Source organism: Actinomadura decatromicini, assembly GCF_008121305.1.
GTDB classification, from domain to species: domain Bacteria; phylum Actinomycetota; class Actinomycetes; order Streptosporangiales; family Streptosporangiaceae; genus Spirillospora; species Spirillospora syzygii.
Map to the genome: position 1 here is coordinate 326,335 of NZ_VSRQ01000003.1, position 24,055 is coordinate 350,389.

General features: G+C 71.1%; 23 protein-coding genes. 12 read left to right on the forward strand and 11 right to left on the reverse strand.

The window, feature by feature from the left end; translation table 11 throughout:
* Positions 1–48 precede the first annotated feature (48 nt).
* Positions 49–852, reverse strand: coding sequence for an LOG family protein (locus FXF68_RS15330; protein WP_187437934.1), 804 nt, complete (start codon positions 850–852; stop codon positions 49–51).
* A gap of 28 nt (positions 853–880) precedes the next feature.
* A complete protein-coding gene (dapE, locus tag FXF68_RS15335; protein ID WP_148759689.1) occupies positions 881–1,957 on the reverse strand; it encodes a succinyl-diaminopimelate desuccinylase in 1,077 nt (358 codons plus the stop codon).
* A 29-nt stretch (positions 1,958–1,986) separates the two neighbouring features.
* Between dapE and FXF68_RS15340 the strand changes: the two genes are divergently transcribed.
* Positions 1,987–2,664, forward strand: coding sequence for a 4'-phosphopantetheinyl transferase family protein (locus FXF68_RS15340; protein ID WP_148760740.1), 678 nt, complete (start codon positions 1,987–1,989; stop codon positions 2,662–2,664).
* Here FXF68_RS15340 and FXF68_RS15345 read toward each other — a convergent pair.
* Positions 2,654–3,490: a 2,3,4,5-tetrahydropyridine-2,6-dicarboxylate N-succinyltransferase gene (locus tag FXF68_RS15345; protein ID WP_148759691.1), complete on the reverse strand. Its 837-nt coding sequence runs from the start codon at positions 3,488–3,490 to the stop codon at positions 2,654–2,656. The two genes, FXF68_RS15340 and FXF68_RS15345, sit on opposite strands and share 11 nt — an antisense overlap.
* A gap of 44 nt (positions 3,491–3,534) precedes the next feature.
* On the opposite strand from FXF68_RS15345, the gene FXF68_RS15350 reads away from it, so the two are divergent.
* The 4 genes from FXF68_RS15350 (at position 3,535) to FXF68_RS15365 (ending at position 6,528) form a co-directional block, all read left to right on the forward strand.
* Positions 3,535–4,452 (forward strand): hypothetical protein, encoded by a 918-nt coding sequence (locus FXF68_RS15350; RefSeq protein ID WP_246178714.1) that lies wholly within the window; start codon positions 3,535–3,537, stop codon positions 4,450–4,452.
* Between the two features lie 118 nt (positions 4,453–4,570).
* A complete protein-coding gene (locus FXF68_RS15355; RefSeq protein WP_148759693.1) occupies positions 4,571–5,173 on the forward strand; it encodes a type IV toxin-antitoxin system AbiEi family antitoxin domain-containing protein in 603 nt (200 codons plus the stop codon).
* Positions 5,170–6,042 carry a nucleotidyl transferase AbiEii/AbiGii toxin family protein gene (locus tag FXF68_RS15360; RefSeq protein WP_148759695.1) on the forward strand — a complete coding sequence of 291 codons (873 nt, stop codon included), beginning with the start codon at positions 5,170–5,172 and terminating at the stop codon, positions 6,040–6,042. Before FXF68_RS15355 ends, FXF68_RS15360 begins: the two co-directional genes overlap by 4 nt.
* A gap of 123 nt (positions 6,043–6,165) precedes the next feature.
* Positions 6,166–6,528 (forward strand): hypothetical protein, encoded by a 363-nt coding sequence (locus FXF68_RS15365; protein ID WP_148759697.1) that lies wholly within the window; start codon positions 6,166–6,168, stop codon positions 6,526–6,528.
* Between the two features lie 43 nt (positions 6,529–6,571).
* Here FXF68_RS15365 and FXF68_RS15370 read toward each other — a convergent pair whose 3' ends face one another.
* From FXF68_RS15370 to FXF68_RS15385, 4 genes are all read right to left on the reverse strand, one after another.
* Positions 6,572–8,038: an MFS transporter gene (locus FXF68_RS15370; protein WP_148759699.1), complete on the reverse strand. Its 1,467-nt coding sequence runs from the start codon at positions 8,036–8,038 to the stop codon at positions 6,572–6,574.
* 154 nt (positions 8,039–8,192) lie between these two features.
* Positions 8,193–9,038 carry an ABC transporter permease gene (locus FXF68_RS15375; protein ID WP_148759701.1) on the reverse strand — a complete coding sequence of 282 codons (846 nt, stop codon included), beginning with the start codon at positions 9,036–9,038 and terminating at the stop codon, positions 8,193–8,195.
* Positions 9,035–9,835 carry an ABC transporter ATP-binding protein gene (locus FXF68_RS15380; protein WP_148759703.1) on the reverse strand — a complete coding sequence of 267 codons (801 nt, stop codon included), beginning with the start codon at positions 9,833–9,835 and terminating at the stop codon, positions 9,035–9,037. The genes FXF68_RS15375 and FXF68_RS15380 overlap by 4 nt, the downstream gene beginning before the upstream one ends.
* Complete coding sequence (locus FXF68_RS15385; RefSeq protein WP_148759705.1) at positions 9,832–10,875, reverse strand: ABC transporter substrate-binding protein; 1,044 nt, start codon at positions 10,873–10,875, stop codon at positions 9,832–9,834. Before FXF68_RS15385 ends, FXF68_RS15380 begins: the two co-directional genes overlap by 4 nt.
* Before the next feature lie 209 nt (positions 10,876–11,084).
* Here FXF68_RS15385 and FXF68_RS15390 point away from each other — a divergent pair, with 209 nt between their 5' ends.
* Positions 11,085–11,993: a TauD/TfdA dioxygenase family protein gene (locus tag FXF68_RS15390; RefSeq protein WP_148759707.1), complete on the forward strand. Its 909-nt coding sequence runs from the start codon at positions 11,085–11,087 to the stop codon at positions 11,991–11,993.
* 97 nt (positions 11,994–12,090) lie between these two features.
* Here the strand turns inward: FXF68_RS15390 and FXF68_RS15395 are convergent, their stop codons facing one another.
* Together FXF68_RS15395 and FXF68_RS15400 are read right to left on the reverse strand one after the other, a co-directional pair.
* Entirely contained in the window at positions 12,091–12,573 is a 483-nt protein-coding gene (locus FXF68_RS15395; RefSeq protein WP_148759709.1) for a carboxymuconolactone decarboxylase family protein, read from the reverse strand.
* Positions 12,570–13,649, reverse strand: coding sequence for an NAD(P)H-dependent amine dehydrogenase family protein (locus FXF68_RS15400; protein ID WP_148759711.1), 1,080 nt, complete (start codon positions 13,647–13,649; stop codon positions 12,570–12,572). Before FXF68_RS15400 ends, FXF68_RS15395 begins: the two co-directional genes overlap by 4 nt.
* Before the next feature lie 149 nt (positions 13,650–13,798).
* Between FXF68_RS15400 and FXF68_RS15405 the strand changes: the two genes are divergently transcribed.
* From FXF68_RS15405 to FXF68_RS15420, 4 genes are all read left to right on the forward strand, one after another.
* The gene (locus FXF68_RS15405) at positions 13,799–15,436 is read left to right on the forward strand and encodes a GMC oxidoreductase (RefSeq protein ID WP_148759713.1); all 1,638 of its coding nucleotides are present in this window, start codon (positions 13,799–13,801) and stop codon (positions 15,434–15,436) included.
* A gap of 90 nt (positions 15,437–15,526) precedes the next feature.
* On the forward strand, positions 15,527–16,708 hold the full coding sequence (locus tag FXF68_RS15410; protein WP_222869954.1) for a glycosyltransferase family 4 protein: 1,182 nt from the start codon (positions 15,527–15,529) through the stop codon (positions 16,706–16,708).
* Positions 16,687–17,976 (forward strand): MFS transporter, encoded by a 1,290-nt coding sequence (locus FXF68_RS15415; RefSeq protein ID WP_148759715.1) that lies wholly within the window; start codon positions 16,687–16,689, stop codon positions 17,974–17,976. Before FXF68_RS15410 ends, FXF68_RS15415 begins: the two co-directional genes overlap by 22 nt.
* 242 nt (positions 17,977–18,218) lie before the next feature.
* On the forward strand, positions 18,219–19,838 hold the full coding sequence (locus tag FXF68_RS15420; RefSeq protein ID WP_148759717.1) for a serine/threonine-protein kinase: 1,620 nt from the start codon (positions 18,219–18,221) through the stop codon (positions 19,836–19,838).
* A gap of 52 nt (positions 19,839–19,890) precedes the next feature.
* On the opposite strand, the gene FXF68_RS43045 is transcribed toward FXF68_RS15420, so the two are convergent.
* Both FXF68_RS43045 and FXF68_RS43050 read right to left on the reverse strand, forming a co-directional pair.
* Positions 19,891–20,097 carry a DUF397 domain-containing protein gene (locus tag FXF68_RS43045; protein ID WP_222869955.1) on the reverse strand — a complete coding sequence of 69 codons (207 nt, stop codon included), beginning with the start codon at positions 20,095–20,097 and terminating at the stop codon, positions 19,891–19,893.
* A complete protein-coding gene (locus tag FXF68_RS43050; protein WP_148759719.1) occupies positions 20,094–20,906 on the reverse strand; it encodes a helix-turn-helix domain-containing protein in 813 nt (270 codons plus the stop codon). Before FXF68_RS43050 ends, FXF68_RS43045 begins: the two co-directional genes overlap by 4 nt.
* 222 nt (positions 20,907–21,128) lie before the next feature.
* Here FXF68_RS43050 and FXF68_RS42345 point away from each other — a divergent pair, with 222 nt between their 5' ends.
* Both FXF68_RS42345 and FXF68_RS15435 read left to right on the forward strand, forming a co-directional pair.
* Entirely contained in the window at positions 21,129–21,275 is a 147-nt protein-coding gene (locus FXF68_RS42345; RefSeq protein ID WP_187437935.1) for a hypothetical protein, read from the forward strand.
* Positions 21,276–21,630: 355 nt separating this feature from the next.
* The gene (locus FXF68_RS15435; protein WP_187437936.1) at positions 21,631–24,054 is read left to right on the forward strand and encodes an ATP-binding protein; all 2,424 of its coding nucleotides are present in this window, start codon (positions 21,631–21,633) and stop codon (positions 24,052–24,054) included.
* Position 24,055: the final 1 nt, after the last annotated feature.

Here is a 24,055-nt window from a genome sequence, read left to right on the forward strand (position 1 = left end):
ACGGACAGGCGGCCGCCACTACCGCCGAGCGGCGGCCCGGAACGGGGGTCAGTCGGTCCCGGCCTCCCGCGCCTCCGCCTCCACCGACCGCCGCTCGATGATCTCCTGCTCCGCGCGGGTGTGACCGTCGATGATGATCTGGACCACCTCGTCCGGGTCGTCGGTGAGGTGGATGAGGTCGATGTCGTTCGGCGAGATCTTGCCGCTGGGCAGCATGGACTTCTCGACCCACTCGAGCAGCCCGCCCCAGAACTCGGTGCCGACCAGGACGATCGGGAACCGGGTGATCTTCTTGGTCTGGACGAGGGTGATCGCCTCGAACAGCTCGTCCAGCGTGCCGAACCCGCCGGGCAGCACCACGAACGCCTGGCTGTACTTGACGAACATCGTCTTGCGCACGAAGAAGTACCGGAACTCGAGCCCGATGTCGAGGTAGTCGTTGAGCCGCTGCTCGAACGGCAGCTCGATGCCGAGCCCGACCGACAGGCCGCCGCTCTCGTCGCAGCCCTTGTTCGCCGCCTCCATGATCCCCGGACCGCCGCCGGTGATCACCGCGTAGCCCGCCTCGTGCAGCCGCGCGCCGATCTCGACGCCGAGCTTGTACTCGGCGCTGTCCGGCTTGGTGCGGGCGCTGCCGAACACGCTGACCGCCTTCGGCAGCTCGGCGAGGAGCCCGAACCCCTCCACGAACTCCGCCTGGATCCGCAGCACCCGCCACGGGTCGGCGTGCACCCAGTCGGCCGGGCCGCGCCCGTCGAGGAGGCGCTGGTCGGTGGTGGTCGGGGGGACGGCCCGTCCCCGCAGCATCGCCGGGCCCTGCCGGCGCGAGTGGGAGGTGGATTCCGATGTCATGGGCCCACGTTAGTGCGCGCCCCGACCGTTATGGGGCCACTGTGACCGGGCCTTCGAGCCAGGTCCGCATGCGCCGCTCGCAGTCGGCGATCAGCGGGATCTCGACGTACTCGTCCTTGGTGTGGGCGAGCGTGGGCTCGCCGGGCCCGTAGTTGACGGCCGGGACGCCCAATTCCGCGAAGCGGGCGACGTCCGTCCAGCCGAGCTTGGCGCGGACGCCCGCCCCGCTGGCCGCCACGAACGCGGCCGCCGCCGGATGCGTCAGCCCAGGTCGCGCCGCCGCCGCGCTGTCGGTGATCTTCATCGGGAAGCCGGTGAAGATTTCCCGGACGTACTCCTCCGCGTCAGCGACCGACTTGTCGGGCGCGAACCGGTAGTTCACGGTGACGACGCACTCGTCCGGGATGACGTTGCCCGCGACGCCGCCGCTGATGAACACGGCGTTCAGGCCCTCGTGGTACTCCAGGCCGTCCACTACCGGACGGGACGGCTCGTACGCGCGCAGAACGTCCAGGATCCGCCCGGCCGAGTGGATCGCGTTGGACCCCATCCAGGCGCGCGCGCTGTGCGCCCGCTCGCCCTCCGCCGTGACCTCCGCCCGCAGCGTGCCCTGGCAGCCGCCCTCGATCAGCCCGCCCGTCGGCTCCATCAGCACGGCGAAGTCGCCCGCGAGCAGGTCGGGACGGTCGGCGGCCAGCTTGCGCAGCCCGTTCCGCTCGGCCTCGATCTCCTCGCAGTCGTAGAACACGTAGGTGACGTCGCGGGTCGGCTCCGGGACGGTCGCGGCGAGCCGCAGCGCGACCGCGACGCCGCTCTTCATGTCGGTCGTCCCGCAGCCGTAGAGGCGGTCGCCGTCCACCCGCGACGGCAGGTTGCCGTTCAGCGGGACGGTGTCGAGATGCCCGGCGAGGACGACCCGCTCGGCGCGGCCGAGCCCGGTGCGGGCGACGACGCTGTTCCCGTCGCGCACCACCTCCAGGTGCGGCACGGCCCGCAGCGCCTCCTCGACGGCGTCGGCGAGGGCCCGCTCCCCGCCGCTCACCGACTCGACGTCCACGATGGCGGCGGTCAGCTCCGTCACGTGCGAGAACAGATCAAGGCCCATGTTCAAGTCCTACCATTGCGATCGTGGACATGCCTGTGCTGGAGTGCGCCGTCCGGTGGGCGCTGCCCGCCGACGATCCCGACATGCGCGACCTGCTGGACGAGACCGAGCGCGACCGCTACGAGCGGTTCCGCCGCGCCGAGGACAGGGCCCGCTTCGTCACCGGCCGCTTCCTCGCCCGCACCGCCCTCGCCGAGGCCGTCGGCCTCGACCCGAAGAGCATCCGGTTCACGACCGACTGCCCGCACTGCGGCGGCCCCCACGGCAAGCCGCGCCTGCCCGGCGCCGAGGTCGACTTCTCACTCTCCCACTCGGGCGACCGCGTCGTCCTCGTCCTCGCCGAAGGGGCCGAAGTCGGCGTGGACGTGGAGCAGGAGCGCGACCGCGACCTCGACCGGCTCGCCGACATGGTCCTCACCGAGGCCGAGCGCGCGGCCCTCGCCGCCATGGACGACAAGGTCCGCGGCTTCCACGCCTACTGGAGCCGCAAGGAGGCCCTGCTGAAAGCGACCGGCCACGGGCTGGCCGCGCCGATGTCGGACATCCACGTGTCCGCCCCGGACGAGCCCGCCGAGGTCGTCTCCTGGACGGGCGAGGCGGCCGTCTACCCGGTCCGCCTCGCCGACCTGACCCCGGGCCCCGGCTACGCCGCCGCGGCCGCCGTCCGCACCGCCCGCCCCCTGAAAATCACCGAGGTCACGTGTTAATACCGTGGTCCCGCAGGATCTCGTTGAGGGACGCCTTGTCGTGGCGCTGGCCCTCTTCGAGGCGCTTGAGGATCAGCACGGCGGGCAGGCCGAACGTGCCGCCCTTGAACTCCTTCGTGCGGGTGCCGCCGACCGCGACGCACCAGTCGGGGACGCGGCCGCGCGCGACCTCCTCGCCCGTCTCCACGTCGATGACCGGCATGGACGCGGACAGGTTCGTCCCGGAGCCGATGACCGCGCCGCGCCCCACCCGCGCACCCTCCACGATCATGGAGCGGCTGCCGATCATGGCGTCGTCCTCGATGATCACCGGCTTGGCGTTCGGCGGCTCCAGCACCCCGCCGATGCCCACCCCGCCGGACAGGTGGACGTTCTTGCCGACCTGCGCGCACGAGCCTACGGTCGCCCACGTGTCGACCATCGTCCCCGAGTCGACGTAGGCGCCGATGTTGGTGAACGACGGCATCAGCACGACGCCGGGCGCGAGGTAGGCGCCCCACCGGGCGATCGCCCCGGGGACGACGCGGACGCCGTCCAGCGTGCTCTTCAGCGGGATCCGGTCGTGGTACCGGAAGTCGCCGACCTGCGAGCGCACCATGCCGAGGACCTTGAAGCTCAGCAGGATCGCCCGCTTCGCCCGCTCGTCGACGATCACCTCGTCGGTGCCGGGGTCAATGCGGGCGACGCGGGCCTCGCCCGTGTCGAGCTGGTCGACGGCGGCGACGATGGCGGCCCGAGCGTCGGCGTCCTCGGGCGTGAGCTCGGCGCGCCGCTCCCACAGCTCGTCGATGCCGCCGGAGATCGGGCTGGTGAACGTTTCGGTCATGGTCCTTGAGCTTAGTGGGGGCCGTCTCCCGGTACCGTCTTCGCGTGGCTGTTTGGGCGAGGTTGCGGGCGCGCCCCGAGGCGGGGGGCGACGGCGGGCGGGGCCGCCGGGGGCGGCACTGGGCGGCGGGCGTGTCGGTCGTCGTGCTGCTGCTCGGCGTCGGCGCCTACGTGCTGTTCCAGAAGGCCCGTCCTTACCTGCACGGCTCGGGCTGCGAGGTGAACACGAGCTCCGGCAAGATGCCGCTCGACCTGGAACAGGGCGCGAACGCCGCCACGATCGCGGCCGTCGCGTTCCGCAAGCAGCTCCCCGAGCGGGCCGTGGTGATCGCCTACGCGACCGCGATCCAGGAGTCGCACATCCGCAACCTGGCGGGCGGCGACCGCGACTCGGTGGGGATGTTCCAGCAGCGTCCCTCGCAGGGCTGGGGCTCGCCGGACAAGCTGCGCGACCCCGTCCAGGCCACCAGCAAGTTCTTCGACGCCCTGGTCAAGGTGAAGGACTACCTCGACCGCGACCTGCACGACGCCGCCCAGCGGGTGCAGCGCAGCGCGGACGGCCGCGCCTACGCCCAGCACGAGGACGACGGCGTCCTCCTCGCCCGCGCCTTCACCGGCCGCGAGCCGGGCACCGCGCGCTGCTGGTTCCCGCCGGACAAGCGGACCGCGTCCCGCCGCCCGGAGGCGGTCCGCGAGATGCGCCGCGCCTTCGGCGGCCGCCTCCAGGTCACCGGCCCGAGCCCGCTCGCCTACAACGCCCCGTCACGCCCCAACGCCTGGAACGCGGTGAGAGTCACGAACGCCCGAGCAGGTTGGGCGGTAGCCGCCTGGGCCGTGACCCACGCCCAGGTCTACGGCCTGACCGAAATCCGCTACGCAGGCCGCCACTGGCAGTCCACCGCGGGCCACGACGGCTGGACGGAAGACAAACCAGCCCCCACCACCGCCGTGATCATCCAGTAACGACCACGGTGTGCTGACGTCCACGAGGCCACAACCTTCAAGTGACTTTTAGTTTGAAGCACCAATCACACACAAAACTAAAAGTGACTTGTAGGTACGACGGCGGTAGTGTCGCCGCATGCGGCAGCGGGACGAGGAGCCACGCGCCCGGCTGTGGCGCCGGGCGGCCCGTCAGCGCGGATACTTCACCGCCGCGCAAGCCCTGGAGGACGGCTACTCCTACCAGGCGCAGCACTTCCACGTGCGAAGCGGCAACTGGGTCCGCGTCGACCGCGGCGTCTACCGTTTTCGCGAGTTCGACGACCTGCCGACCGGCGAGAACGATCACCTCGTCCGCTGGACGCTGTGGAGCCGGGACCTGGCGGTGGTGTCGCACGGCACGGCACTCGGCGTCCACGACCTCGGCATCGCCAACCCCGCCGAGATTCATCTGACGGTCCCGCCGGGGTTCCGACGACGAGACCCGGCGGTCGTCGTCCACCACGCCGAACTCTCCCCTGACGAGATCGAAGAACATGAAGGGTTCCGCGTGACCACTCCCGTCCGCGCCATCGCGGAGTCCGCCGCCGACCGGCTCGACCAGGACGCGATCGACTCGGCCGTCACCGAACTGCTCGACCGGGGAACGGCGACCAAGGGTCAACTCATCCGGGCCGCACAACACCTGGGCGCACGCGCGGAACTCGCAGTTGAGCGAGCCCTCCACGCGGAACGCGCATGAGGCGGTACGCGAATGCGGTGGACCTTCGCCGCGCGTTGGAGGCCCGGCTGAAGCAGCGGGCGGACGAGACAGGCGCAGACCTCAGCCGCCTCCGCCGCGTCGCGGTGTTCGACCGGATCGGTGCCCGGCTGTCGGTCGCGGAGCGTCGGTGGGTCCTCAAGGGTGGAACCTCCCTTGAGTTCCGTCTGGGCGGCCGAGCACGCGCCACCAAGGACCTAGACCTGGCGCTGCCGGACGGGCCGACGTACGACGGCGAGGCGCTGCGCGAGGAACTGATCGAAACGCTCGCTCTCGACGTCGACGGCGACGGCTTCGCGTACTCCGTGAAGCCTCCGACATCCCTGGAGCCCGATGCGGCGGGACGTCCCGGCTGGCGCTTCTCCGTCGACAGCAGGCTCGCCGGCAAGTCGTTCGCCGCCATCAGGCTGGACGTGGTGCTGCGCGGCGACGAGCTGGCGGCAACCGAGCACATCGCACTCCCAGGTGTGCTCGATTTCGCCGACGTACCTCCCCGCACGATCGAGTCGGTAGATCGACGCCAGCACTTCGCAGAGAAACTGCACGCACTCACCCGCGACTACGGCTCCCGCCCGAACACTCGGGTGAAGGACCTCGTTGACATGGTCCTGCTGATCGAGGACGGCCTCGCTGCGGACAAACTCTTGCTGGACGTGGTGAATCACGTGTTCGCCGTCCGCGCCACTCACCCAGTGCCGACGGCCATCCCCGATCCGCCATTCGGCTGGGCGAAGGACTACCCGATGCTCGCCGAAGACCTGACCCTCGCCGATCCCGACCTCACCACCGCACTCGATCTGCTGCGCAAATTTTGGGCACAAGCCCTAACCACGGAAACGGAACCTGACTGAAGTCCGTTACGCGGGCCGCCACTGGCGGTGAGGTGGCCGGATTCGGCAATTGAATTTTCGCCTGTTGATCATGAATGGGCTTCGTGGCTCCATGGCGGGACACTCGTGAAAGGAGTGGCTCCCATGTTGCGAACGCTCAGTCACATCTCTCTTACCGCTTCTGTTGTCGCGGCGCTGGCCGTGGTGCCCGCCGCCGCTGCGGTGGCCGCCGGTCCTCCGGATACCTGCCAGACGAACTATCGCTGGCTGTGCGGGTGGAGTGAAGGCGACTTCAAAGGGGTGGAGGCCGACTTCGACTGGACGCCCTGCCAGAACTCGCCGGTCCCGCTCCGCTCGGTCGCCAACACGGTCGGAAAGCTGTCTCTGGCCGTCATGGCGGTTTACTCGGGGCCGGACTGCACCGGTGAGTTCCTCGGCTCGGTCTCGGCTCAACAAAGGCTGCGCTATCTGCCCAAGCCGGGGCTGAGCGTCTCCGTCGCCGTCTGATCGCGAAGCGCCCCCGGCCGCGCAGGCGGCCGGGGGCGGTGCGTTACTTGGCCGGGATCGGTTCCGGGACGGGTTCCGCGTGCGCGTCGGTCCCTTCGCCTCGGGTGTGGGCGGCGCGGAGGGAGACGAGGGCGGCGGCGGCCACGAAGATCGCGCACACCAGGAGGGCGCGGGCGAAGCCCGAGGTCAGCGCCTCCGGGACCGGCTTTCCGGTGGCCAGGGCGTGGGACGTCCTGGACGTCGCCACCGCCGAGAAGATCGCCAGGCCGAGCGCGCCGCCGATCTGCTGCGAGGCGTTGAGGAGGGCGGCGGCGAGGCCCGCCCTGTCCGGCGGGACGTTCGCGTTCGCGGCGGTCGTGATGGAGACGAACGCCACGCCGAGCCCAAGGGAGGTGACGAGCAGGCCCGGCAGGAGGTCGGGCAGGTACGCCCCGTCCACCGGGATGCGGGACAGCCAGAAGATCCCGCCGCCCGTGACCAGGAGGCTCGCGACGATCAGCGGGCGCGTCCCGACGCGCGCCACCAGCTTCGGGGTCATGGACGCGGCCACGCCGACGCCGAAGCACAGCGGCAGGTACGCCGAGCCCGTCTTCATCGGCGAGTAGTGCAGCACGTTCTCCATGTAGAGGCTGAGGAAGAAGAACAGCGACGCGACCCCGGCGACCGCGACGAGGTAGGCGACGTCGGTGACGGCGAGCCCGCGGACGCGGAAGATCGACAGCGGCAGCAGCGGGCTGCGGCGCCGCTGCTCGTTCACGGCGAACGCGGCGAGCAGGGCGGCCGTCCCGGCGAGCCCGCCGATGGTGCGGGCCGCGTCCCAGCCGACCTCCGGGGCCTTGACCAGCGTGAAGACGAGCAGCAGCATCCCGCCGGTGACGAGGACGGTGCCGCCGACGTCGAAGCTCGCGAGCCGGGCCGCGCGGCGGTCGCCGTCCACGAGCAGGAACAGGCCGGCGATCACCAGGACGCAGACCGGCGCGTTGACCAGCATCACCCAGCGCCAGCCGAGGCTGTCGGTGAGCAGCCCGCCGAGCAGGACCCCGGCGGCGCTCGCGCCGCCGGCGACGCCGCCCCACACGCCGAGCGCCTTGGCCCGGTCGCCGCCCTCCCTGAAGGTCGTCGTCAGGATGGACAGGGTGCCGGGCAGCATGATCGCGGCGCCCACGCCCTGGGCGAGCCGCGCCCCGACGAGCATGCCCGAGTTCACCGCGAGGCCCCCGGCGAGGGACGACAGCGAGAACAGCACCGTCCCGGCCACGACGACGCGGCGGCGGCCGAGCAGGTCGGCGAGCCTGCCGCCGAGCAGCATGAGCCCGCCGTAGGTGAGCAGGTAGCCGCTCGGCACCCACTGGAGATCCTGGACGGAGAAGTCCAGGTCCGCGCGGATGGCGGGCAGCGCAACGTTGACGATCGAGGCGTCGATGAAGTCCAGGAACGCGATCGCGCACAGCAGCGTGAGGGTGAGCTTGCCGCGTCCGGTCGCGAGGAAGGACGGCCGTGTGTCCGTCATGGGGCGATGACCTCCGAATTCCGAAACTGTCGCGTCCCATGAGCGGATCGGCGGGGCGGTGTGTGACAGCCGCCCCGCCGGTGAGGCTCACATCACACTCGCGGCCGGGATGCCCGGCCCGGACGGGCTCTCCCGCGCCGAGGGCGACTCGTGATCATCGCACCGGGGCGCGCCACCGGGTGAACCTCCGCTCGACCAGCACGAGCAGGTGGTTGAACAGCAGCCCGAGCGCGGAGATCGCGATGATGCCGGCGTACATGTCGTCGATCGCGAAGTTCTGCTGGGACGAGTTGATCAGGAACCCGAGCCCCTCCTTGGCGCCGACCATCTCGGCGACGATCACGACCAGCACGGCGGTGGCCCCGGCCAGCCGGATCCCGGTGAACACCGTCGGGACGGCCGCGGGCAGGATCACCTTCTGGAAGATCCGCGGCGCGGACAGCCCGAGCGACCGCGCCGACTTGACCAGCGTCGGGTCGACGGTGCCGACCGCGCTGATCGTGTTGAGCAGGATCGGCCACGTGCAGGCGTACAGGACGATCGCGACCTTCGACGTCTCGCCGATGCCGAGGATCAGCACGAACACCGGCAGCAGCGCGATCGCGGCGGTGTTGCGGAACAGTTCGAGCAGCGGGTTCAGCAGCTCGGCGACCGGCCGGTACCAGCCGATCAGCAGGCCGAGCGGGACCGCGACGGCGATCGACAGGCCGAATCCGGACAGCGAGCGGACGAGGCTGGCCTCCGCGTCCTGCCACAGCCGTCCGCTTCCGGCCAGATCCCACAGCGCCGGGGCGATCTCCGACACCGGCGGCAGGAAGATCCGGTCGACCAGGCCCGCGCGCGGGGCCAGCTCCCAGACGGCGAGGAACGCGGCGAGCGCGACGGTCCGCCGCAGCAGCACGCCCGCCTTCGCCAGCCCCCGCCGGGACGCCTTCCGGGACGGCGCCGCCGCCGTCCGCCCGGCCGGTGCGGCGACCGGGGCCTCGGCGGTGCTCGTCATGGCGTCCCGCCCTTCTGGACGGCGACGGCGCGCACCTCGTCGCGCAGCAGGGACCAGACCCGGTGCCGGTGCGCGGCGAACTCGGGGGTCGAGCGCGGGTCGCGGTCGGCGTCGCGGGGGCCGAGGTCGATGTCCACGACCTCCTTCACGGTGCCGGGCCGCGCGGTCATGACGGCCACGCGCCCGCCCAGGTAGACGGCCTCGTCGATGCCGTGCGTGATGAACACGACGGTCTTGCCGGTCTTCGCCCAGATGCGCAGCAGCTCCTCCTGGAGCGAGTCGCGGGTCTGCGCGTCGAGGGCGGCGAACGGCTCGTCCATGAGCAGGACGTCCGGGTCGTAGGCGAGGCTGCGGGCGATCGCGACCCGCTGCTTCATGCCGCCGGACAGCTCGTGCGGGTAGCGGTCCGCGAAGCCGGAAAGGCCGACCAGCTCCAAGTGCCGCCGGGCGGTCTCGACGCGCTCGCGGCGGCCGAGGCCCTTGGCCTCCAGGCCGAACTCGACGTTGCGCAGCGCCGTCCGCCAGGGCAGCAGGGCGTACTGCTGGAACACGATGCCGCGGTCCAGCGCCGGTCCGGTCACCTCCGCGCCGTCGATCAGGACGCGCCCGGACGTCGGCGCCGCCAGCCCGCCGATCAGGTCGAGCAGCGTGGACTTGCCGCAGCCGGACGGCCCGACCACCACCAGGAACTCGCCCTCCGCGACGTCCAGGGAGACGTCGTGCAGCGCCGTGACCTCGCCGCCGCCCCGGACGGGGAACGTCTTCCCGAGCCCGGAGACGCTGATCTTCGCCGTCATCGTCCGCTTCCTCCCTGCCGGTACGGGTTGAACCTGTTGGTGTAGAGGTCGGCGGCCTTGATCCGGCCCTTCGGGATCTGGCCGACGTCCTCCAGCCAGGTCCGCCAGGTGTCGAACTCCCGGTCGGTCAGCACGCCGCCCTTCTCCGCGACGCCCCAGGACTTCCAGTACTTGAGCGCGTCGGCGTTCTCGTTCCGCCCGCGCGCCTGGAGGATCTTCGTGAGCCGGGCGACGATCTCGGCGCGCGGCCGGCCCCGCGACCACTCGATGGTCCTGGCGATGCCCGCGGTGAACGCCCGCACGGTGTCGGGGTTCCGCTTGATGAAGTCGTCGCGGAAGACGTAGGACCCGGCGGTGAACGAGCCGAGGAAGTCGTGGTCCTTGAACAGCGGGCGGATGCCGCCCGTGGCGACCGCCTTGTCCTGGAAGATCCCGCTGAGCGCGGCGACGTCGATCTGCCCCCGGCGCAGCGACTGCTCGGTGGTGACCGGCGGGACGGCGAGCGGCTCGACCTTGGCGATGTCCGCCGAGGTGAGCCCGTTGCGCCGCAGGTAGAGGTCGAGGACGGCCTGCGAGTGCCCGCCCAGCGTGTTCATCCCGATCTTCTTGCCGATGAGGTCGCGCGGGCTCTTGATCGGGCTGTCGTTGAGGACGAAGAACCCGTTGTAGTACTTGTCGTCGGTGCCGTAGTAGCCGATGACGGACGTGATCGGCGCGCCCGCCGCCTGGAGCTTGACGATCGCGCCGTTGAACGCGCCGCCGAAGTCGACCTGCCCGGTCGCGGCGGACTGGACGTCCTGCGGCCCGCTGATCGTGTTGCCGACCCACTTCAGCTTCACGTCGCCGAGGTGGCCGAGGTCGGCGGCGAGCTCCGGCAGGATGACCTGCCCGGTCCAGCCCTGGTAGCGCAGGGTGGCGGTGCGCCGCGCGCCGCCCGCCGCGGTCCCGCAGGCCGCCGCGGCGGGACCGGCGGCCGCCGCGATCGTGAGCGCGGAGATGAGTCGTCGTCGGGTCAGGCCCGTGGGGACGGGTGTGCTCACCGTGGTCTCCTTTGGTGGCTGGGGTTTCGGGGAATTTCCTACTTTAACAGTAGGAATAGTTGACTATGGGTGGACGTCGTGATTCGCTGAGGCGCAGCGGTGCTGTTCCGCCCCGCGGTCCCCGTCCCGAATCCCGCCAGAGCGAGCCACCAGAGCGAGCCACCAGAGCCGTGCACCAGAGCCGTGCCACCAGAGAAGGGGTAGATCACATGACCGGGTTCGACATCCGCCGGATCGGCGGCCGGGTCGGCGCCGAGGTCGTCGGCCTCGACCTGCGCGACCTTTCCGACAAACTGTTCGACGAGCTGCACGACGCGCTGCTGGAGTTCAAGGTCCTGGGGTTTCGCGGGCAGGAGCTGACCGATGACGACCAGATCTCGTTCGCGTCCCGGTTCGGCCCGCTCACCGGCGCCCATCCGACCGTCCCCGCCCTGGACGGGAATCCGGAGATCCTGCCGGTCGACAGCGAGTCAGGACGGGCGAACCAGTGGCATACCGACGTCACGTTCATCCAGTCGCCGCCCAAGATCAGCACCCTGCGCGGCCTCGTCATCCCGCCCTACGGCGGCAACACCCTGATTGCCAACACCGGCGCCGCCTACCGCGACCTGCCCGCCGAGCTGCGCGAGCTGGCCGACCGGCTGTGGGCCGTCCACTCCAACGACTACGACTACGTGAAGCCGCAGAAGGGCAGCGTCGATCCCGCGAAGGCCGCCGAGCACCGCCGCGCGTTCCTGTCCCAGACGTGGAAGACCGCGCATCCGGTGGTGCGGGTGCACCCCGAGTCGGGTGAGCGGAACCTGTTCATCGGCGGGTTCGCGCAGAGCGTCGTCGGGCTGACGTCCTCGCGCGAGGGGCGCGCGATCCTCGACCTCCTCCAGGCGTACGTGACGCGGCCGGAGAACGTCCTGCGGTGGGTGTGGGCGCCGGGCGACCTCGTCGTGTTCGACAACCGGATCACCCAGCACTACGCGCCCGACGACTACGGCGACCTCCCCCGCCTGCTGCACCGGGTCACGGTCGCGGGCGACATCCCGAAGGCCGTGGACGGACGGCGCTCCTACATCGTCGAAGGCGACGACGCCTCCCACTACACCCCGGCGGTGTCCGCCGCCTGATGAGACATCCGGGCCTGGTGTTGGGCTGGCACCGGGCCCGGAACGGCGTCACCCGGAACGGCGTCCAGAACGGCGCCCGCCCGGAACAGGACGCGGATCACCGGGAGCGGGGAAGGACGCACCTGGAGTCCAGGCCGAGCACGTGGTTCAGCCGGCCGAACGCGAGCCAGGAGCCGACGCACATCGTCAGCTCCACGATCTCGCGCTGGTCGTAGTGCGCGGTCATCCGCTCCCAGAACTCCTCGTCCAGCGCGTGGTGGTCGAGGGCGTACCGCTCGGCGTACTCGGCGGCGAGGCGGGTTCGCTCATCGAACGCGCCAGTGGTACGCCACTCGGCCACCGCGTCCGCGAACTCCGCCTCGACCTTCCGGCCGTCGCGCTCGGTGCGCCAGTCGAGGCAGAACAGGCACCCGTTGAGCTGAGCGACGCGCAGCCGGGCCGCCTCGAACTCGCGCAGCCCGAGCGTCGTGTGCTCGTACACGGCGAGCGACAGGTTCGCCGCCGCCGGGCCGATGCCGGGCACCATCTCGCCCCACACGTAGCCGATCGGGTCCTTGCCGTCCGGGACGTCGATGTTCATCCGGCCTCCCTCCCGAGTTTCCCGGCGGCGGGACGCAGCGGGACGTCGAGCGCGTCGTACAGCCCCGGTTCGGCGTCCACCAGCCAGTCGATCGCGCCGACGAGCCGTCCGGCCGCCGTCGCGTTGCCGCCCGCCGCGCGGTTGCCGTTCTCGTCGGTCGCCTCGACGGTGACCTCGATGCGCGGCGCGCCCTCGATGATGACGCGGTGCGCGCCGTCGCCGTCCGGCGGGGACGGCCAGTCGGGCGCGCAGGACGGGTCGATCCGCGTGACGTGCTCGATCACGATGCGCGGCTCGCCGCCGACGATCCCCTGCACCTCGAACCGGAGCGCGCCCTGCGTCCCCTTCTCGAACCCGCCCATCGCGGCGGTGGTCACGTCGGCGTCCAGCGGACGGCGTTCGACGGTCTCGCGGATCTCGTCCAGCTCGGCGTCGAGCGCCCGCGCCATCAGCCGGATCTGCCCGCCCCACACCATCGTCGGGACGGTCGGCGCGACCATCGGCGGCTCGTAGTCCATCGGCTGGCCCATGCCGACCAGGTACCGGACGGCGTCCGGCTGGTCGTAGGCCGAGTAGTCGAAGATCTCCTGGCAGCGGATCGCGTCCACGACGCCGCCGAGCCCGCTGACCAGCAGCGGCAGGACGTCGTTGCCCCACCCGGGGTCGATGCCCGACACGAACAGTGAGCCGCCGCCCTCGGCGACCGCGTCCAGCACCGCCCGCCGCGTCTCGGGCGGGGCGCCGCGCTGGTCGTAGAGCGCGTACAGGGCGGGCGTGACGACGACCGCCCCGGCCCGGATCGCGGAGACGACGTCGGCGAGCGCCTCGTCCGGCCGGATGTCGCCGGACGCCGCGTAGACCACGGCCTGTGGACGCTCCGCCAGCACCGCCCCGGCGTCGTCGGTCGCCGCGACGCCGAGGTCGCGGCCGAGGCCCGCGAGGTCGCCCGCGTCGCGTCCGGCCTTGCCCGGATCGTGGACGATCACCCCCGCGAGCCGCAGCGCCGGATGCGCCGCCACGGCGCGGATCGCGGCCCGTCCGACATTGCCGGTGCCCCAGACGATCGCGGAGATCATGGCCGGAACGTAACAGAGTTTCGCGGCCTAGCCAAGCAAATGCTTGGTAGCCGCATGTGGACATGAGTTACTTTCACGTAACCCCGTGACGCGCCCGGCGCCGCAGAGGTAGAACCCGTTTCAATCTCATCCCGAATGAGGGAGGTCACATGGCTGACTCCACCAGTGGCGGGTTGTCGCGGCGGCGGTTCCTCGCTGGAACCGGTTCCATCGCCGGGCTCGGCATGCTGGGCCTGCCGGGACGCGCCACGGCGGCTCCGGGCACGGCGGCTCCGGGCGCCGCGGGCCCGATCGGCGACGGCGCCCGCGTCCCGGCACTGATCATCGGCACCGGCTACGGCGGCTCGGTCGCCGCGCTCCGGCTCGCCCAGGCGGGCGTCGACGTGCACATGGTCGAGATGGGCATGGCCTGGGACACCCCGGGCCCCGACGGCAAGCTCTTCCCCAACACCCGCACGCCCGACCACCGCTCCTACTGGCTCCGCACCCGCACCAAGCAGCCGATCAGCAACTTCCTGGGCTTCCCGCTCGACAAGGACGTCCCGCGCTACACCGGCATCCTCGACGCCGAGGACTTCGGCGGCATCCTCGTCTACCAGGGACGCGGCGTCGGCGGCGGGTCGCTCGTCAACGGCGGGATGGCCGTGACGCCGAAGCGGTCGCGGTTCGGGGCCGTGCTGCCGTCCGTCGACGCGGACGAGATGTACGGCGTCTACTACCCGCGCGCCAACGCCGGGCTCGGTGTCAACGAGATCGACCGGGCCTGGTTCGACACCACCGACTGCTACCAGTACGCCCGCGTCGGACGAAAGCACGCCCAGCGCTCCGGGTTCGAGTTCGTCTACGTCCCGAACGTGTACGACTTCGACTACATGAAGCGTGAGGCGGCGGGGACCGTCCCGCAGTCGGCGCTCGCCGCCGAGATCCTGTACGGCAACAACTACGGCAAGAAGTCCTTGCAGAAGACTTACCTGGCCCAGGCGAAGGCCACCGGACGGGTCGCTATCTCGCCGCTGCACAAGGTGACGTCGGTGTCCCCCGCGTCCAACGGCGGCTACACGGTCGTGATCGACCAGCTCGACACCACCGGGGCCGTCACCGCCACCAAGACCGTCACCGCGGACAGGGTCTTCTTCGCGGCGGGCAGCGTCGGCACCAGCAAACTGCTCGTCCAGATGAAGGCGACCGGGCGGCTTCCCAACCTGAACGGCGAGATCGGCAAGGGCTGGGGCGACAACGGCAACGTCATGTGCGGCCGGGCCAACCACCTCTGGGACCCGACCGGCAAGCTCCAGTCGGCCATGCCGACCGGCGGCATCGACAACTGGGACGCGGGCGGCGCGTTCGCCGAGGTCGCGCCGATCCCCACCGGCATCGAGACCTACGCCTCGTTCTACCTGTCGATCACGAACACGCCGCACCGCGCCGAGTTCACCTGGAACGCGGCGGCCGGGCGCGTCGACCTGAGCTGGCAGACCGCCTGGAAGCAGGCGAGCATCGACCGCGCCAAGACGATCTTCGACAAGATCAACCAGAAGGAGGGGACGATCTACCGCACCGACCTCTTCGGCGCGTCCAAGATCTGGGGCGACCACCTCACCTACCACCCGCTCGGCGGGGCCGTCCTGAACAAGGCCACCGACAACTACGGGCGCCTGCGCGGGCATCCCGGCCTCTACGCCATCGACGGATCGCTCATCCCCGGCAACACCAGCGTCAACCCGTTCGTCACCATCACGGCGCTCGCGGAACGGAACATCGAGGAGATCGTCGCCACCGACCTGTGATGGGCGCGGGCTGGGCCGCGGGCACCGGTCGCGGACGCGGACGGCCGGTGCCCGGCGAATGGCTCCCGCCTGCCGGGGAAACGGCTTCCCATGGAGATACCCCGGACGATCGTGATCACCGGGCACTTCCCACCGGAGCCGGGCGGGGTGCAGACGTTCACCTGGGAGCTCGTCCGCAGGCTGCCCGCCGACCGGCTGCTCGTGATCGCGCCCGCCTGGCCGGGGGCCGCCGCGTTCGACGCCCGGCTCGACTTCCCGGTCGTCCGGCGGCACGCCTACCTGCTGTTCCGCGGGCTGCGGCGGCTCTCCGCCCGGCACCGCGCGGACGCCGCCTGGATCACCGCCGCCGCGCCGTTCGGCATGTACGCGCCGTTCGTGAAGCTCGCGGGGGTGCACCGGCTGATCGGCTCCACGCACGGGCAGGAGCTCGGCTGGTTCCGCGCCGCGCCGACCCGCGCCGCGCTGCGCGCCGTGGCGCCCGCGTTCGACGCGCTCACCTTCCTCAGCGCCGGGACGCGGGCGGAGCTGGCCCGCGTCCTCGGCGACCGGACACGCCTCGTGCAGCTCGCCGGGGCCGTCGACCCGCTCAGGTTCCGGCCGGGACTGGACGGTTCGGCGGTCCGGCGGCGGCACGGGCTCGGCGGCGGCCCCGTCGTGCTGAGCGTGTCGCGGCTCGTCCGGCGCAAGGGCCACGACCGGCTGCTGGACGCCTGGCCCGAGGTCCTCCGGCGGCATCCGGACGCCCGGCTCGTCATCGTCGGCGACGGCCCGACCCGCGCCCGCCTCACCGACCAGGCGGCCCGCGCCGCACCCGGCACGGTCACGGTCACCGGCCCGGTGTCCCCCGCCGACCTGCCGCGCTACTACGCCGCCGCCGACGTGTTCGTCCTGCCGTGCCGGGACGAGCGCGGCGGCCTCCAGGTCGAGGGCCTCGGGCTGTCGGTGCTGGAGGCGTCGGCGGCCGGGCTGCCGGTCGTGGTCGGACGCTCCGGAGGCAGCCCCGAATCCGTCCAGGACGGGCGGACCGGCGTCCTGCTCGACGCGGCGCGGCCGGACGCGCTCTCCGGCGTCCTGCACGAACTGCTCTCCGACCCGGACCGGGCCCGCGCCCTCGGCGCGAACGGCCGCCGCTGGGTGTGCGAGCAGTGGAGCTGGGACCGCGCCGCCGCCCGCCTCGCCGCCCTGCTGCGCGGGGCGCCACCTGTCGAGCCGCCACGGCCCTGGGACGCGGCACGGGGGGTCGAGCCCGCATGGGACTCAAGGACCGGCTGAACCGCCGCGACTTCCGGCGGCTCATGGTGGGCCAGACCGTCTCCTCCCTCGGCGACTGGATGGGGACGCTCGCCCTCATGTACTTCGTGCTGGAGCTGAGCGGCTCCACCACGGCGGTCGGCGGCGTCCTCGTACTGCGGCTGCTGCCGTCCGCGCTCGGCGCGCCGCTCGCCGCGCGGGTCGTCACCCGGTGGCGGCGGCGCAGCGTGATGATGACGTCCGACCTGATCCGCGTCGGGATGGCGGTGGCGCTGCCCGTCCTGCCCCACCTCTGGTGGGTCTACTTCTGGGCGTTCGCGATCGAGGTCGTCGGCCTGTGCTTCCTGCCCGCGCGCGACGCCGCGATCCCCTGGCTCATCGAGGGCCCCGACCAGAAGGAGCACGACACCGGCACGCTGGAGGTCGCCAACGGCATCACGATGGCCACGTCCTACGGCATGATCCCGGTCGGCGCGGGCGCGTTCGGCCTCATGCTCTGGGTCTCGAACCACGTCGGATGGGAGGGCCACTGGCGCTACGTCGTCGTGTTCTGGCTGGACGCGCTGACCTACCTCGTCTCCTATTTCGCGATCCGCTCCATTCCGGACCTCGGGCCGCGGCGCGGCGAACGCTGGGCAACCGAGCCGGAGGAGCCGAAACAGGGCGGATTCCTGGACGCGCTCCGGCTGCCCGTGGTGCGCGGCGTCCTCCCCGGCGTCGCGGTCGTCGCGCTCGGGCTGGGCGCGCTGTTCTCGCTCGGCGTGGTGTTCGTGCAGGACGTCGTGCACGCGGGCCCGATCGGCTTCGGCGTCCTCGTCGCCCTGTTCGGGGTCGGGGCGGTGAGCGGGCTGGTGATCGTCCGCAAGGGCGACTGGCACCTGATGACGCAGATCCGCACGGCCACCGCGCTGCAGGGCGTGACGATCGCCATGATGGGCGCGATCGCGTCGCTGACCTGGTCGTTCGTCGGCGCCGTCCTGTTCGGCGGCGCCGCCACCGCCGCCCTCGTCGGCGGCATCACCTACATGCAGGAGAGCCTGGACGGCTACCGCCGCAACCTGGCCCTGACCGCCTTCCACGCCACCCTCCGCTTCGGCCTGGCCCTCGCCGCGCTCGTGTCGGGCGCCGCGTCCGACGCCCTCGAAGAGTGGAACATCAGCCCCCTGGGCGTGGCCCCGCCCCGCCTGGTCCTGGCCCTGTCCGGCCTGGTGGTGATAGCCGGAACGTTCTTGATCCGCACCGAAAGCGTCCCCGACCCGCCCCGCGACACCGACCCTCCAAGCTCTTGATCGTCTCCCCTCCAGGCGTTTGCAAAAATGTCCATAACGGTCACCCAAAAGGCCGCATCATGATCTCCCCGCCCCGCGCTCAAAACATCGCGGCCGAAGCGGTGCCGCCCCCGGAGATTTGATCGCAAATGCGAGGGACTCGCGGGTCCGCCGACGATAAAGTTCGATACCGAGCATGGACGGTACAGACGTTTCCGGCAGGCTCGCCGATCCGGGCGGAGGGTGCCGGTCGAGGAGGACGCATGCAGCCCCCCGCCTGGTCCGACCCGCCGTTCACGCCCCTTGAGGCGGACGACCCGCCGGACATCGGCGGCTACCGCGTGCTGGCCCGCCTCGGCGCGGGCGGGATGGGGCGCGTCTACCTCGCCACCACGCAGAGCGGACGGCGGCTGGCCGTCAAGGTCATCCGCCCGGAGTTCGCCGACGACCCCGAGTTCCGCCGCCGGTTCGGCCAGGAGGTCACCGCGGCGCAGCGGGTGCAGAGCCGCTACACGGCCGCCGTCATCGACGCCCAGGTCGACGGCCCGCGCCCGTGGATGGCGACGGCGTACGTGCCCGGCCCATCGCTCGCACAGGCGGTCATGGCGAACGGCCCGATGCCGGAGGAGACCGTCCGGACGCTGCTCACCGGCATGGCCGAGGCGCTCCAGGCGATCCACGGCTCCCGCGTCGTGCACCGCGACCTCAAGCCGTCCAACGTGCTGCTCGCCGGGGACGGCCCGCGCGTCATCGACTTCGGCATCGCCCGCGCCGCCGACACCACCCCGCTCACCCGGACCGGGATGCGCATCGGATCACCGCAGTTCATGGCCCCCGAGCAGGCCCTCGGCCGGGACTGCACCACGGCCGTCGACTACTTCGCCCTCGGCAGCGTGATCTTCTTCGCGGCCACCGGCCGCACCCCGTTCGGCGACGGCCCGGACACCGCCGTCCTGTTCCGCATCGCGCACGAGGAGCCGAACCTGGACGGCTGCCCGGAGTCGCTCCGCGACCTGCTCCGGCGCTGCCTCGACAAGGACCCGGCGGCCCGCCCGGACGCCGCCGCGATCCTCGCCGAACTGGCCGCCGACACCGCCGCGCCGTCCTCCGGCTGGCTCCCCGACGACGTAACCCGCCGCCTCCCCGCCTACGCCGCCGCCCCACCCCCACCTCACCCCGGCACCACCCCGCACATGGCGACAGCCGGAACGACACCCATAGGCACACCACCACGCCCTTACCCCGGCCCGCCTCCTGGCCGCGTCTTCCCCGTCCCGCCTCCGGGCGCCCCGTTCCCTCCGGGAGCCCGCCCGCCCGCGTCCTCCGGCTCGGCCGCCACCAAGATCGTCATCGGCGGGGTCGCCTCGCTGCTCCTCTTCGCGCTGATCATCACCGTCGGGGTCACCGCGGCGCACAGAAGCAGAAGCGAGCGGGGGACCCCACTAGGCGCGGCCCCGTCCGCCGCCGCCACGAACAGCGGCGGCGGCACGGAGAACGGCAAGGGCATCGGCAGCCGACTCGGCCACTACACCGACATCAACCTGAGCAACGGTTACACGGTCAGCTTCACCGACGACCCCAAGCACCCAAAGTCGGACCTCTCCAAGGGTGATCTCACCTACGACGGCTACACCATCAGCGGGAGCAGGCTGTCGGTGCTGCCGCCGGGACAGTCCGGCAACTACGAGAACTGCCACGACAGCACCCGCTACACCAACCAACTCGGCTCGGAGTACCTGATCAAGAACAAGCTGATCTGCGCCACCACCGACAGCGGCCTGATCGGCCTCATCAAAATCAAGGAAAGGGGCGACGACCCCAGCGAGTACGTCACCTTCGACCTGACGGTCTACCAGGGCACCCCACCAACCCCCGGCGAGTGACCCACCGTCGCCTCAGACGCGACCGCCCCACCGCAACCAACGCCCCACCGAACTACCGGTCGTACCGTCCAGCCCGGATGTCGCTCACCAGCGCCCCGAAGACCGCGCGCCCGAACGCCAACTTCGGCCCGTCCGGATCCTTCGAGTCCCGGAACGCCACCACCAGCCTGCCCGCGCCGACCTCCACGCAGTTACCGCCTTCGGAGCCACTGTGCGAACTCCTGCGCCAGTTGACAGGCGGTACCCAAAGTGCGCTCACATGTCCTCCATGATCTCCCGAATCAGGTCTTCGGAATCCGCGGCCGACAGGGCGGCAGACCTGATCACGTTGAAGAGTAAGGTAAGTCTGCGGACGTCGTACACGTCTGTGAGCATCTGGCCGTAGCCGCCCGCTCCGTCCACGTAGGCAACATCCGGCAGGCGCTTGTAGCTGAGCACCTGGAAGCCGCTCTCGTGAAACACTTTCGCCTGCGTCGGAATGAGCTGGATTGATATGTGCAGTTCTCCCATCAATTCCAGCAGCCGCTTGCACTGCCCGATCCGCACCTCCGGGTGGAGGTCCCGGATGACCGCCTCGCGAATCATGAGGAAGACCCATGGCGGGTCGTCCTGGGTTAGAAGACTCTGGCGGTCCATGCGGATCGCCACCAACTCGTCGGCCTTCTCCGGGCGCAGCCCGGCACCGAGCACCAGGCGCGCATGGTCTTCGGTTTGAAATAGTCCGGGAATCAGAAGCGGTTCATAGATACTCATTTCTCTTGTGTTCTTCTCGGCCTCGATCAGAGGTCGGAAGCCGCTGGGCACCAGACCCTCTTTCCGAGCCACCACGTGCCTCTCCCACAGGCGATGGAACATCCCGCCGGTCTGGAAATAGGTGTCGAGGTCGTCGGCGAGGCCCTCGGACGGGGGCTTTTCGTAGGTCTCGACCTTCGCGATCCATTGCGGGGTGCAGCCCAGGGCCGCGGCTAGCCTGTTGCGGGAGAGGCCGGACGCCTCGCGTCTCGCGCGCAGTTCGTTGACGAAGACTTCCTGGTAGGCGGAGGGGTTGGCGTCGCGCGAGGGTGCCATCGGGGGGCTCCTGGGGTGTCGGCCCGCTGGGACGGGGGTTCGCCTGACCCGCTCGGGTGCTCGCCGGGGGGTGAGCTGTTCGTAGCTCAGAGTAACTCTCCGCTGGAAGGCTCGCCTGTCGATAGCCGAACCGATTCGCAGGGAACCCGACCCGTGAACGATCAAGAACGCGCATGTCTTCAGGAGCAATATCCCGGTTGGCACATCCGCCGTCCACCGGCGATGGAATGCCTCATCGCCACTCGCCTCGGCCGTCCGCTCACGCAGAGAGAGCTGTATTTCGGCATGCGGGCGACCCTCATCGAGGACTCGTACGAGTTGCTCAGCGAGGCGCTGGCCGTCCAGCGCAGGATCGAGGAGAACCTGTGATCTCCGCTCTCGTGATCATAGGGCTGGCCCTGCTGACCGGCATGGCGGCGTGGGCGCTGGCCTTCTTCGTCGGCCTGGCCGTCTCCGGTACGGGCTACGTGGGCAGACACCGCTGAACTCCCGGAGCGGCCGCCGCGTGCGGTGGCTCTCCCCCGCCCCCAGGAAGAGCAGGCCACCGCGCCCCCTGGACGGCGGCCGCTCCGGGTCTTCTCGGCCGTGCCGTAAATGCCCGTACGGTAGCGGCGAAGCCTGGGTCCTTAACCGTCTGAGCTGGCCCTACCTGGCCCCGGGGACGCATTTCCCGGGGTGGGCGGGAAAGCGTAGGGTGGAGTCGTCGTTGACGACGGGTGATCGCATGTCGGAGAACCAGCATGATGACGCCGCCCAAGGCATCCGCTCCACCATGTCGGGACGAGCCGGTGACGTCGTACAAGCCCGAGATATCCGTGGCGACATACATTTCCACTACGGCCGGGGGACGCATTCCGCGCCGTGGCAGCTCCCCCGCGGCGTCAGGGTCTTCGTCAACCGCCTAGACGACATGGAACGGCTGGACGAGCTGGTCGCCGCGCGGCGGGCCGGGTTGAAGACCGGCAGCGGAACGGTCGTCTACGTGATCGCCGGAACGGCGGGAGTGGGAAAGACGTCGTTGGCCCTGCATTGGGCGCACGGCGTCCGCGAAGAATTCCCGGATGGGCAGCTTTATATCGATCTCCGTGGCTATGATCCGGGCCTTCCCGTGATGCCCGGCCAGGCTCTGGAGCGCTTTCTGATCGCGCTCGGTGTTCCCGCGTCGGCCGTCCCGAACGACGTGGAGGCGAAGTCCAGTCTGTACCGGTCGCTTCTCGCGGACCGGCGAATGCTCGTCATTCTCGACAATGCCGGAACGACCGCGCAGGTCAGGCCGTTGATTCCGGGTACCGGCCCCAGCCTGGCGATCGTGACGAGCCGCAGCAGGCTGTCCGGGCTCCTCGTCCGGGACGGCGCGCAGCGCACGATCCTCGGCACGCTCACCGAGCGGGAGTCGGTCGCCCTGCTCACCGAGACCACGGCGGGCTACCGGACCGGCGACGACCCGGCGGACATCGCCGAACTGGCCCGGCTGTGCGCCCACCTCCCCCTGGCGCTGCGCATCGCAGCGGAACGCGCGGCGAGCCGTCCCGGCATGCCGCTCGGCGAGCTGATCGCGGACCTGCGGGACGAGTCGTCGCTCTGGGACGCGCTGTCCACGGGCGACGAGGGCGAGGCCGACGCGGTCCGGACGGTCTTCGCCTGGTCCTACCGCGCGCTCCCGGCGGACGCGGCCCGGCTGTTCTGCCTCCTCGGCCTGCACCCCGGCGGCGACTTCGGCGTGGCGGCGGCGATGGTGCTGGCGGGTCCCGAGGACGATCGGGTGCGCACCTCCCTGGACGTCCTCACCGGCGCCTATCTACTGGAGCGCCGGGGGACGGGCCGCTACCAGTTCCACGACCTGCTGCGCGCCTACGCGGTGGACAGGGCCGGAGCCGAGATCCCGCAGCCGGAGCAACTGGAGGCGGTCGAGCGGGTGTGCGCCTGGTACCTGCACTGCGCGTACCGGTGCGTCCTCTTGATCGCCCATGACACGACACTGCTGTTCGCGGTCGAGCGGCCGCCGGACTTCCCGCCGGTTCCCTTCACCGACCGGGAGCAGGCCGCCCGGTGGTACGCGGAGGAGAAGCTGAACCTGGTGGGCGCGGTGCGGGCCGCGTCCGAGACCGAGCGGCTGGACCTCGCCTGGAAGCTGGCGGCGGTACTGGAGCGGATCTACGCGACCTACAACCATTTCCAGGACTGGCAGGTCACGTCCCTCGCGGGTCTGGACGCGGTGCGGCGGCTCGGCGATCTGGAGGGCGAGGCGGTCCTGCGCGACAGTCTCGGCCGCCTCTGCCGGATGACGTTGCGGCTGGACGAGGCCGCGCGCCACCACCGGGCGGCGATCGCGATCCACCGGGAGCTGGGCGACCGGCTCAGCACGGTGAAGGCGCTCAACGGGCTCGGCTGGGTGGAGCTGTTCGCGCACCGTCCGGATCGGGCCCGCGCGGAGCTGGAGGAGGCGCTGTCGATCGTCCGGGACCTGGACGATCCGAGATGGTCGGCGACCGTCCGCTACAGCCTCGGCTACGCACTCCTCCAACTGGAGCGGCCCGACGAGGCGCGGGGCCTCCTCGCCGAGGCGCTGGACTCCTTCCGCGCGCTGGACGACCGCCTGTACGAGTCGATGGTCCTCACCGGGTTCAGCCTGCTGCGGCGGAGGCGGGGCGAGCCGGACGAGGCCCTGTCCGCGGCGGCCGACGCGGTGGCGATCGCGCGGGAGATGGACAATCCGCTGTGGGAGGGCACGGCCCTGCTCTACCTGGGCAAGGCGCAGCTCGCCGCCGGACTGCCCGAGGACGCGCTCGGCTCCACCCAGCGCGCCTCCGTGATCTTCCGCCGGGAGGGAGATCCGAGCCGCGAGGCGATGGCCCTGGACGGAACGGGCCGCGCCTACCTCGCGCTGGACAGGCCGTCCGACGCCACCGACTTCCACCGGCGGGCGGCCGCCGTCCATCAGCAGGTCGGGGACCGGTGGAAGCGCGCGAAGAGCCTCGCCCACCTGGCGGACGCCCTGTCGGCGTCCGACGACGGCACCGACGATGAGGAGGCGTCGCGGTACAGGCGTGAGGCCCTGACGATCCTGGCCGGCTACGACGACGTGCGGTCGACGGCGCTCCGGGACGCCGTCCGCGCGACTCTGGGGCGGTCGACAGGCGGCGACTAGA